Here is an 11319-nt window from a genome sequence, read left to right as displayed (position 1 = left end):
TCTCTTTGTAAAATTTGTCCATTGTTTTTATCTAACCATCTTCTACGTTTGATATGTAGGTAAACTGTATTTCCTCTAATAGGAAAATCTTGTATGGTTATTTATTTGTGGAATCCATGCGCAATCATTATTTGATGAGTAAACTCTTTAGGTACTGTTATTTTCTCTTCAAAATATAGATGAAGTGTTTCTTTCGCTTTAGTGTGCTTTACTAAATCGAAGTTGTCGATTAAGAATTCAGGAAGTATAAGTTTTAAAAGATCTAAAGTAAGTTCCAATACGAATAAATTTAAACCTCAAAATTAAAACGATCCTAATTCACACACAACTTTTGTGATTGATCCTTAAAAAGTCCTCATTTGTTACAAATGAGGACTTTTAATGTATGTTATATATTGATTTTACATTAAATTATTTTTTAATGAATTTTTGTATTGAAACTCCTTTTTCAGTTTTTAGGTTGATCATATATACTCCTGTAGTTAAATTAGATAAATCAATTGTGTTGTTTGTTACTAGATTGTTTTCTTGTACCAAGCCTCCTGTAATATTGTATATAACATACTTTATGATAGATGAGTTTGTTGCAATGTGTAATTCATTTTCCACTAATTTAGGATATATACGAACCGAAGTGTCTTTTGTTAGGTTTTTAGAACTCAAAGTACCATCATATTCATAAGCTCCTAGGTCTATGGTTGAGTTAACTATTCTATTAGCTCCTCTTAGATCTATACTCCCGTAAACACTAGTGTCAAAAAGTGAATTATCTCCCTGATTTAATACATAATTAGAAGAAGATGTAGGTTTAAATTCAGTATCTAAATTCAATGATACAGTATTAGGATCTAGGTTTTGAACGTTGGTAAATGAGGGTGCACTATAACTTCCAGAAGCTCCTCCGTTATTTGAGGTTTGAACAACTGAGTTTTTAATATTTAATAGGTAATGATTCCCTTGAGTACCATAAGAAATATCTCTATCTGCATAATTTCCATTTAAGGTATTTCCAAAAAAGATAGAATTGTTTACAAATAACTGACCCCAAGTATTTTCCGATCCCATAATAATACATTGACCATAAGATGTGTTATTGGTATTGACTACATTGTTGTTAATAAATGAGTTATTAGTTAAAGTTAGGTGTAATTCTCTAAAGTTTGTAAATGAACCATTAGGAATTCTGTATGCATTGATTACTGAAAACTTAGTTTGGTTGTTTGCAAACAATACATTGGTAAAATCGGCATAAATTTCATTAAAACGATCTACATGTAATAAAATAATACTTTGTCCAGTACTTACATTATTTGTAAAACTTACATTTTGTAATTTAAAATTGTCTTTTAAACCAATTCCTTTTATTAAAAAGTCGTTACTGTAATTATTTTTAAAAGCACAGTTTTTGATGCTTAAGTTTTCTATCCAAGTAGCTGCACCAATTTGTTTTGAATAAATAACACCATTGTCTTGATTGTGTGCATTGCTTGTATTGTCGTAAATATTTTGAAACACCAAACCATCAAGATTGATACCAACAGCATCTACAAGAATTAACCTATCGGCATTATCCGTTTTATTTGAGGTAAAATCACCATCAATATCATCGCCATTTATATCACCTGTAATAATAGTGGCATTATCTGTGTTAATTTTGGTAAGATCTCTTTCCGATAATTCAGTTTCAGTACCCTCAAAACCTCCATAAATAGAAATAGTTGCGTTAATTTCTAAAGGTGTGTTTTGTGCTGAAGGTTTATAAATACCCTTAGCCACCCATATTCTACTATTAGTACCGGCAATAGCTAAGGCATCTTGTATGGTCGTGTAGGCATCAGCCCACGAACTACCATCATTAGCTCCTGTAGCATTAGCATTTACATACATAGGTTCATAACCGCAATCTGTAGAATAACTAGAGCTTGTATCTCTAGTCCAACCATGGTCGTATTGACCTGCATTGGTATAGGGTGCAATAAAGCTGGCATCGTGCTGAATACAGGTTAAATTAGGATTTCCATAAGATTTCATGTAAGAAAAATTAGCATTGTTGCCATTAGCTAAATTTAACTCAACCAATTGATTGTTTTGGCAATGAATTTGGTTTAATGTAGGGATATTACTAACATCTAATTGGGTTATTTGGTTATTGGCACAATGTAATCTTGTTAATTTAGTGTTATTACTTAGGTCTAAAGAGGTTAGGCTATTATTATATACTTCTAATATGGTAATATTTACAAAGGATTCAATCCCTGTTAAATCAGTAATTCCAAGATTGGTCGCCGAAATGGTTCCAGTAAAAGCCTGTGCTTCTGTAACAGAGATTTCGGAATCGCTATTGATGTTAATAGCTGTATTTGCTAATAAGTAGTTTTTAAAATTAGAGTCTGGAATGTTAACGTTTTGTGCTATAGCCGAAAATCCTGCTAAAAAGCTTAAAATAGATAGTAATTTTTTTTTCATGTTTTTATAATTTATAAAAAACAAAAAAACAGAAGATTTTATAGTTGGAATAACACAAAAGATGGATGTAATAACAAAAAAGTAGAAAATAAGTTATTGGTGTAGTTCTCTATAGGCTTTTGGGGTTACATTGTTGTATTTTTTAAATAATTTGATGAAATAATGGGGTTGGGTAAACCCCATTTCGTAAGCTATTTCTTGTATGGTTTTAGTGGTACTTAGTATTTTTATTTTGGATTTATTAATGACAAACTGATTGATATAATCTGTTGTTTTAATTCCAGTAATTTTATAAATTAAATTACTTAAATATTTATCGGAAAAATTTAAACAATCAGATAGGTAGTTTATTTTAGGGATTCCATATGTTAATTGTAGTTCTTCAGAAAAATAATTTTCAAGAATTTTTTCTATACTCACAATTATATCATTGGTTTTGGTAATGGCTTTTAATTGTAGTTGCTTTTGTAGTGTTCTAGAAGCATACCTAAGTATTAATTCTAATTCAGAACAAATAATACCTTTAGAAAATTCATCGTTAATGGTTGTTTCGTTGGCAATTCGTTCTGCGCAACTATGGATTATTTTTTCTAGTTCAGGGTTTAATTCTAGCGCAGTGTTTAGTTCGTAAGAAAACAAATTAAAACGATCTAAGGTGTTTAACAAGTTTGTTTCTTTTAAAAATTTAGGAGAAAAACAAAGAATCCATCCTTTTTTACTGTTGCTGTTTTCTGTTCCTTCTATCACTTGATTTGGGGCTACAAAAGCTAATGAACCAGATTGTAAATTGTATTCTTGAACACCGTAACGAAGATTGTTAGGGGCTTTATTAAACATAATACAATAAAACTCACAAGTAACTTTTAAGTTTATAAGCTCTTTAGGAACATGTAAATCTTTTAGGTTGATGTAGGCAAAATCAGTAAAGTTAGACTTAGGTTGTTCTAACTTTTCTAAAAAATAAGCTACAGATTCATAGTATATAGTTTTAGATGTCATTTTTAAAACTATTTAAAAAAAGAATTAAATTTTATTAGGAACCAAACTCTCAAGATTCTTAAAATCATACAAATTACGATCTAGTAGGTGAGAGGGGTATACGTTTTGCAAAGCATTCATCATAATAGAACTTCTGTCAGGAAAATCTGCTTCCCAATCTTCTATCATTTGTTTTACTTTTTTACGCTGTAAGTTTTCTTGAGATCCACACAAATTACAAGGAATAATAGGGAATTTTAAATGATGCGCATAGGTTTCAATATCACTTTCTCTACAAAAAGCCAAAGGTCTTAAAATCACCAAATCTCCGGCATCATTTACAAATTTAGGAGGCATGGTTTCTATTTTTCCAGCAAAGAAAAAGTTTAAGAAAAAGGTTTCTAAAATATCATTTCTATGATGACCTAAAGCCAATTTATTACAGCCTAAATCTTTGGCAGCTTCGTACAAAGTTCCTCTTCTTAATCTAGAACACAAACTGCAGGTGGTTTTTCCTTCTGGAGTTTTTTCCATCACCACTTTGTAGGTGTTTTTTTCTATAATTTTATAATCAACTCCCAAGTTATTTAAATAAGTAGGCAGTACCTCTTCTGGAAATCCTGGTTGTTTTTGATCTAAGTTTACAGCCACAATTTCAAAAGAAATAGGAGCTACTTTCTGAAAATGCAACATCATGTTTAACATGGCATAACTGTCTTTTCCTCCAGACAAGCACACCATTACTTTATCTCCATCTTCTATCATTGTAAATTGCTCTATAGCTTCTCCCACAGCACGGTGCAATTTTTTAGTAACTTGTTTTATATTCTCCATAAGGGCAAAAATAGTATTTAGATACTTAGGATTAAAGATTATTTTTAGGTTCTAGTAGGAAATTAGATCTTGTCAGTTTTAGAATTTATTTCGTCTAAAAAAATTATGAAAACAGAAGCTTTACAAATAGATTTGATTTACGATATTATTTGCCCTTGGTGTTATGTAGGACATCAACGTTTGGTGAATGCTATCAAAAAAACAAATGCTCAGGTTCAAATACATTTAATTCCTTTTCAAATAAGACCTAATCTTCCTGAATCAGGAATTTCCATCCAAGAATATTGGGAGGCAAAAGGAGTTACCAATGTTTTAGAGGCTTATGAAAAAGTGATAGAGGCTGGAGAGTCAGAAAATTTAGATATCAACCCGAATAAGTTTTCTAGGATTCCGAATACCTTAAAAATTCATCAAGTAATTCTAAAAGCCGAAGAAAAAGGAGTAGGCTTGGAAGTTTTACATGTTATTCAAACGGCCTATTTTACTAAAGGAGAAGATTTAACAGCATTAAATAATCTTATCAAGATAACTAAGGATTTTTTGTCTGAAGAAGAAGTTGTTGATGTATGGAATGATGACAGTCAATATAAAAATGCGGTGCTAACCAAAGAAAAACAAGCCAAAGCATTATATATAAAAGCTGTGCCAACGTATATTGTAGCACAAAAACATCGGGTTTCGGGAGCGGTTTCTAACTTTACTTTGGTAGATATGTTAAATCAATTGGCACCTAAAGAAATTATAGGTGATTTTTGTGATGTAGAAACAGGAAAATGTGAAACTTTGTAGAAATAAATAATAGAAAGAAATGGATTTTTTAAAAGCAATAAAAAATAGATATACGACTAAATTATATGATCATTCTAAAAGAATTGATGTGGGTAAAATTCAAAAGTTACAAGAAATTTTAACCTTGTCTCCATCATCCATCAACAGTCAGCCTTGGGAATTTGTTTTTGTGTCTGATGCTAAAACAAAAGAGCAGTTGTCTAAAGTGTCTCAACACAATACTCAAAAGGTATTAGATTGTGATACAGTGGTTGTTTTTAGAAGTATTGATAATTTATCAACATTTAAAAATGAATTGTCAGAAAGGTTGCCTGAGTATGCATTAGGATTTTATAATGATTTTGCGGAACAGCATTCTGAAAATGACGTAAAAACATGGATGGACAAGCAAGTTTACATTGCTTTGGGTACTTTTTTAAGTGCTTGTGCAAGTATGGAAATAGATGCAACTCCCATGGAAGGAATAGAGCCAAAGGCTTATGATGCTATTTTAGGTAACGATGATTATAGAAGTATTTTGGCTGTAGCCATAGGATATAGACATGAAAAAGATGTAAATCAGCTACACATAAAACCAAAATCTAGAAAAAAAATAACTGAAGTAGTTAGATCTATATAGAAAACAATAGAACCAGGGACATAAAACTTAAGTCAAGTTGTTTTGAATTAAAATACGAATAATTTGTCCCTGTGTATAGTCTGTATCTAGTATTTGTGATTTGTTTACCAAAATTTGTTGCACTCCAACTAACACTGTTACTGTTGTTTGGTTGATATGTAAAACAGTTCCTTTTAAAGTATTGTCAGGATTTTTAGATAATAAAATAGCTGTAGTTCCCTGGTCTATAACTTCTCCGTGGTTCATTACACAAACGTGATGCGCTATTTTTAAAACTTCTTGTAAACTATGCGTAACCATAATAACGGTAAACTGATACTTTTTTTGCAAAGTAATTAAGTACGATTGCAATTTGTGTCTTAAAACTTCATCAATAGCCGTTAAAGGTTCATCTAGCAATAACAAATCGGGTTGTTGTACCAATGCTCTAGCCAAAGCCACACGCTGTTTTTGCCCCCCCGAAAGTTCATTGGGTTTGGTCATTAATAAATGTTTGATTTCTAAAGTGGCAATCACATCGTTTAGCAATTCTTGATTCAGTTTCTTTTTAACAAATTTTAAATTGTTTAAAACCGTCATATTAGGAAACAAACCATAATCCTGAAACACATAAGCAATGTTTCTTTGGGCAATGGAAGTACGTTTCTTTTTAGAGGTATTTTCCCAATAAATATGATTTGCTTTTACAATTCCTTCATCAATTTGATCCAGTCCACTAATCAATCGTAATAAAGATGTTTTTCCGGCTCCAGAAGGACCAAAAATTACATTGATAGCCTTTTGCTTAAAAGAGGTTTGAATGTTTAAAGTAAACGCTCTTTTATCACTGGTATAAGTTTTAGAAAATTCACATTTAATCATCGTACCACACGTTTTAAATAGCCTCCGTTAATTAAATACACACTTAGTAACACAGCAAAAGAAATCCCTAATAAAATAAGAGAATATTGATTGGCTGCTGTATAATTTAAAGCTTCTACTTCATCATAAATAGCAATAGAAGCTACTTTGGTTTTTTCGGGAATATTTCCTCCAATCATTAAAACCACTCCAAACTCTCCAATGGTATGTGCAAAAGTTAAGACAATACCCGTAAGAATGGCAGGTTTTATATTAGGTAACAAAACTTTGCTTAAAATTAAAAAACGTGATTTTCCCATTAATTGAGCTGTTTCTGTATAAGACTTTGGCAAAGAACTTAAGCCTGCCTGAATGGGATGCACCATAAAAGGTAGGCTGTAAATAATAGAAGCCACAATTAATCCTGTAAAAGAAAAAACCAGTTGTATGCCAAATGTGTTTTGCAACCACGAACCTAGAAAATGGTTAGGTCCTAAAAATACCAAAAAGTAAAACCCTAAAACAGTAGGAGGTAACACCAAAGGCATGCTAACAATAGTTTCTATAATAGGTTTAAATTTAGAACGTGTTTGTACCAACCAATAACAAAGAGGAATGGCTATAAAAAACAACAAAAACGTTGTAATAGCGGCTAGTTTAAAGGTTAAATACAAAGGTTCTAATTCCATAAAGGTTTTGACGACTTTTAAAAATGAATAGATTAAAGATAGGAAAAGAATCTAAGAATACTATTCGTTTTCTAAAACAACCAAAGCCATTTTAATAGCTGCGTAATCAATTTGTTCGTTAAAATATTCGTAAAAACTTTTTAAAGCCTTAGGGTTTTCTACTTTATTCATAGCATCTCTAACGGCTTCTATTTCTTTTTCAGAAACAAAATCGGTAAGCTTGATGTTTAGGCCTTCGTTATATAATTTAACAAAGTGACTTTGAATGGTATTGGCTGTTAAACCTCTTTGTTCCGAAATTTTATCAATAGACAAACCTTGTTTGTACAGTTCAAATGTCTCTAAATGTGTTGCCGATTTTCCTTTTTTCTTTTTAGCAGGTTTTACTACTTTTTCTTTATTGAATTTGATGATTTCGGTGATGAAATCATAACCATAATCTTGTAGTTTTTGATTTCCAACTCCATCAATTTCTAAGAATTCTTCATCTGTAACAGGTCTTTCACTAGCAATTTTCTGCAAAGTAGCATCACTAAATACTACGTAAGCAGGAACACCTTTGGCGGTTGCTAGTTCCAAACGTAAAGTTCGTAAACGCTCAAATAAATTGTTTTTAGGAGTGCTTGTTTTTTGCTGTGCTTTAGGTTCTGCTTTTACAAAATCTACCGGTTTGGTTAAGGATACTTTTAATCCGTTAAACAAAACTTCTTGAGACAATTCATTTAGTTTTAAAGCATTGTTCTCATGAAAAGCAAGTTCAATAAATCCTTGGTTAATGAGTTGTACCACATATTGCTGTAAATCTTTCCAACTAATATCTTTGGCAACTCCATAGGTTTTTATTCGATGATAGTTTTTTTCTAAAATAGCTGCGTTTTGTGATCCTCTTAAAAAGTCTACCAATACATTTAAAGGTTCATTGCCTTGCAATCTGTAAATTCCAGACAATACTTTTTGTGCAATAAGAGTTCCGTCAAAAATAGTTGGGGGATGTTTACAAACATCGCAGTTTCCACAATTTTCGGTAGCTATTTCTCCAAAATAACTCAATAAAATATTTCTTCTACAGCTTCTGGCTTCGGCATACTGCAACATTCTATCTAACTTAGCTAGTTGCACTTCTTTATTTCCAGATCCTTCTGCAAATCTTTTTAGTTGAATAACATCTGCATAAGAATGAAATAAAATCGTTTCAGAATCCAATCCATCACGACCTGCACGACCAATTTCTTGGTAATAACCTTCTATGTTTTTAGGTAAATTGTAATGAATAATCCAACGAACGTTAGATTTGTCTATCCCCATTCCAAATGCAATGGTTGCACAAATAATAGGAGTTTTATCGTGAATAAAGTTTTCTTGGGTTTTGCTTCTAACATCTGCTGGCAAACCTGCATGATAAGCAGCAGCCTTAAAACCGTTCTTTTTTAATCGATCGGCCAATTGCTCTGTTTGTTTTCTACTCAAACAATACACAATTCCAGATTCTTTAGGTCTAGATTTTACAAAATCTACAATTTGGGTGACTCTGTCTTGTGCTGGTCTAACTTCTAAACTTAAATTAGCTCTGTTAAAAGAACTAATGTTTCGGTTAGCATTTACAATATCTAATTGAGATGCGATGTCTTCTCTAGTTGCTTTATCGGCAGTAGCGGTTAAGGCAACTAAAGGAGTATTGGGGAGTCTTTTCTTTAAAAAAGAAAGTTGTGTGTAGGCAGGTCTAAAATCGTGTCCCCAAGAGGAAATACAGTGAGCTTCATCTACGGCAATCAAACTAATTTGACAAACCTGACTTAACTGCTCAAAAAAAGCAAGGCTTTCCGGAGCTAAGTATAAAAGTTTAATATCTCCTTTTTTTACACGTTGTATAATGTCTGTATTCTCGGTAGTAGATTGAGAGCTGTTGACATATGCAGCAGGAATTCCATTTGCATTTAAAGCATCTACTTGATCTTTCATTAATGCAATCAAAGGAGAGATGACTAAAGTTAAGCCTTCTAGTAATAGAGCCGGTAGCTGAAAACAAATAGACTTTCCTCCACCTGTAGGCATAATCACTAAATTGTCTTCACCTTTAAGAATACTAGAAATGATTTCTTTTTGTAGGGGTCTAAATTGTTCGTAACCAAAATAATCTTTTAAGGTTTGGTGTAAAAGGATATCTTGATTGGTCATAGTAAAGGGTTTAATATAATTTAATGGCTTGATCTAATATGGATTGTAATACCTTTAAATCAATATCTTGGTTGGGCGGAATGGGTAAAATTTTAAAAACTTTTCTATCGCCTTGAATTAATGCTGTATGTTCTAATTGCGGGCCTTTGGCAAAGCTCACATAAGGTTCGTTTGTTTTTTTATCTTTCCAAAGATAGCACAAGGGTTTTCCTTTGAAATAAAAATAGGGGAGTCCCCATTTTAGATGCAATGTTATTTCAGAATGATATTGATAGATAAAATTTCTAAGAAATAGAAAAACCTCTTTATTGGGTCCTTCTTGTTTGTTAAAAAAATCATCAGTAGTACTCATTAATTTTATATATTTTTTAGAAAATAATACATCTCGACTACGCTCGATGACCCTAATATTTTGACTTTACTTCGGTTGTATCTTAGTACTTGTTGCTCGATGACTATAACTTCTTTTTGATTTAATACATCTCGACTACGCTCGATGACCCTAATATTTTGACTTTACTTCGGTGGTAATTCAGTACAGGTTGCTCGATGACTATAATTTCTTTTATATTTAATACATCTTGACTACGCTCGATGACCCTAAAATATTGACTGTACTTGATGGGACTTGTTTTAAACTAAATAATAATCTAAAGATTCAATAATTAGTTCAGGAGACACTTTACAATCAATTTTACACTTCTCTAAACCTTCTAGCAACACAAAGTTCACTTGTCCGTTTACGTTTTTCTTATCGTGTTTCATTAAATCTAAAACAGCATCGTAATCTTCTTTTAAAACAGGTACTTTCCCAAAAATTCTTGTAATAGTTTGTTTAATTATCTGTAAATCCTCTTGAGGAAAACCACATAATTTAGTAGAAATATAGGCTTCGGTAATCATACCCAAAGCTATAGCCTGTCCGTGTGTTAGTGTTTTTTTATCTTCAGATTCTAAAAAGTAAGATTCTACAGCATGTCCAATAGTATGTCCGTAGTTTAAAATCTTACGCAAGTTGGCTTCAAGTCTATCTTCTAAAACTACTTCGTTTTTAATTTCTATAGAACGGTGAATCATTCCTACCAAATCAACTTCTTTACTTTCGTCTAAAAATTGATTCCATAAAGAGCTATCGTAAGTCAATCCGTATTTAATAATTTCTGCCATTCCAGAGGTAATTTCTACTTCAGACAAAGTTTTTAAATACAAAGGATCAATAAGAACCATTTCTGGATCTGCAAACAAACCAATTTGATTTTTTAACACTCCTAAATCCACTCCTGTTTTACCTCCTACAGAAGCATCAACCATACTTAACAAAGTAGTAGGGATGTTAATAAACTGAATTCCACGTTTGTAAGTAGAAGCTACAAAACCTCCCATGTCGGTAATAACACCACCACCAATATTGATTAGTAAACTTTTTCTATCGGCACCTAAATCGGTTAAGGCTTGCCACAAACTCATACAAGTACCTAAGTTTTTGTTTACTTCTCCAGATTCAATTTCAATCACTTCAAAAGAAACATCTGCATCAATCTCTTGTTGTAAAATAGGTAAACAATGCTCGTGTGTGTTCTCATCTACCAAAACAAATACAGTTTTAAATCCTTTAGAGTTGATAAAATCGTTTAAGGCATTGTATCCAGTTTCTTGAAAATGAACAGGGTAGCTTGTAGATTGTATGGTTTGCATATTCAGATAAAGTTTGGATACAAAATAAGGTCAAATTATTCGAAAAATAAAAAAAAAATGATTTTAATAAATATTGAACAATTCACCGTTTTTATTCAATAATCATGTTAAAAAACTATCATTTGTTAGGGTTTTTTCTTTGTTTTATGTGTTAATCCTGCAAATAAGACCGTCTGTCTATTTTTTTGCTTAAAAATAATTTATAATGATATTTTAGTAGCCGTTTCAAAAAAA

General features: G+C 31.5%; 10 protein-coding genes. 2 read left to right on the top strand and 8 right to left on the bottom strand.

Annotation, left to right across the window (positions count from 1 at the left end):
* Window positions 1–411 precede the first annotated feature (411 nt).
* The 3 genes from GGR97_RS12865 to ttcA all read right to left on the bottom strand — a co-directional run bounded on the left by GGR97_RS12865 (window position 412) and on the right by ttcA (window position 4278).
* Complete coding sequence (locus GGR97_RS12865) at window positions 412–2466, bottom strand: T9SS type A sorting domain-containing protein (RefSeq protein WP_167898932.1); 2055 nt, start codon at window positions 2464–2466, stop codon at window positions 412–414.
* A 93-nt stretch (window positions 2467–2559) separates the two neighbouring features.
* Window positions 2560–3465 carry a helix-turn-helix domain-containing protein gene (locus tag GGR97_RS12860; protein WP_167898931.1) on the bottom strand — a complete coding sequence of 302 codons (906 nt, stop codon included), beginning with the start codon at window positions 3463–3465 and terminating at the stop codon, window positions 2560–2562.
* A 24-nt stretch (window positions 3466–3489) separates the two neighbouring features.
* Window positions 3490–4278 carry a tRNA 2-thiocytidine(32) synthetase TtcA gene (gene ttcA, locus GGR97_RS12855; protein ID WP_167898930.1) on the bottom strand — a complete coding sequence of 263 codons (789 nt, stop codon included), beginning with the start codon at window positions 4276–4278 and terminating at the stop codon, window positions 3490–3492.
* Window positions 4279–4383: 105 nt separating this feature from the next.
* Here ttcA and GGR97_RS12850 point away from each other — a divergent pair, with 105 nt between their 5' ends.
* Window positions 4384–5067 (top strand): DsbA family oxidoreductase, encoded by a 684-nt coding sequence (locus GGR97_RS12850; protein ID WP_167898929.1) that lies wholly within the window; start codon window positions 4384–4386, stop codon window positions 5065–5067.
* Between the two features lie 19 nt (window positions 5068–5086).
* The gene (locus tag GGR97_RS12845) at window positions 5087–5686 is read left to right on the top strand and encodes a nitroreductase family protein (RefSeq protein ID WP_167898928.1); all 600 of its coding nucleotides are present in this window, start codon (window positions 5087–5089) and stop codon (window positions 5684–5686) included.
* A gap of 27 nt (window positions 5687–5713) precedes the next feature.
* On the opposite strand, the gene GGR97_RS12840 is transcribed toward GGR97_RS12845, so the two are convergent.
* The 5 genes from GGR97_RS12840 to aroB form a co-directional block, all read right to left on the bottom strand.
* Entirely contained in the window at window positions 5714–6547 is an 834-nt protein-coding gene (locus tag GGR97_RS12840; RefSeq protein WP_167898927.1) for an ATP-binding cassette domain-containing protein, read from the bottom strand.
* On the bottom strand, window positions 6544–7215 hold the full coding sequence (gene modB, locus GGR97_RS12835; RefSeq protein ID WP_167898926.1) for a molybdate ABC transporter permease subunit: 672 nt from the start codon (window positions 7213–7215) through the stop codon (window positions 6544–6546). Before modB ends, GGR97_RS12840 begins: the two co-directional genes overlap by 4 nt.
* 60 nt (window positions 7216–7275) lie before the next feature.
* Entirely contained in the window at window positions 7276–9390 is a 2115-nt protein-coding gene (gene recQ / locus GGR97_RS12830) for a DNA helicase RecQ (RefSeq protein ID WP_167898925.1), read from the bottom strand.
* Between the two features lie 10 nt (window positions 9391–9400).
* Complete coding sequence (locus GGR97_RS12825) at window positions 9401–9742, bottom strand: DUF1801 domain-containing protein (RefSeq protein WP_167898924.1); 342 nt, start codon at window positions 9740–9742, stop codon at window positions 9401–9403.
* 281 nt (window positions 9743–10023) lie between these two features.
* Window positions 10024–11085: a 3-dehydroquinate synthase gene (gene aroB, locus GGR97_RS12820; RefSeq protein WP_167898923.1), complete on the bottom strand. Its 1062-nt coding sequence runs from the start codon at window positions 11083–11085 to the stop codon at window positions 10024–10026.
* Window positions 11086–11319 lie beyond the last annotated feature (234 nt).

The sequence above is a fragment of the Wenyingzhuangia aestuarii genome (assembly GCF_011927765.1).
Classification (GTDB): Bacteria; Bacteroidota; Bacteroidia; order Flavobacteriales; family Flavobacteriaceae; genus Wenyingzhuangia; species Wenyingzhuangia aestuarii.
The sequence above is the reverse complement of the archived record's forward strand: the minus strand, read 5'-3'. Positions and strand labels throughout refer to the sequence as shown.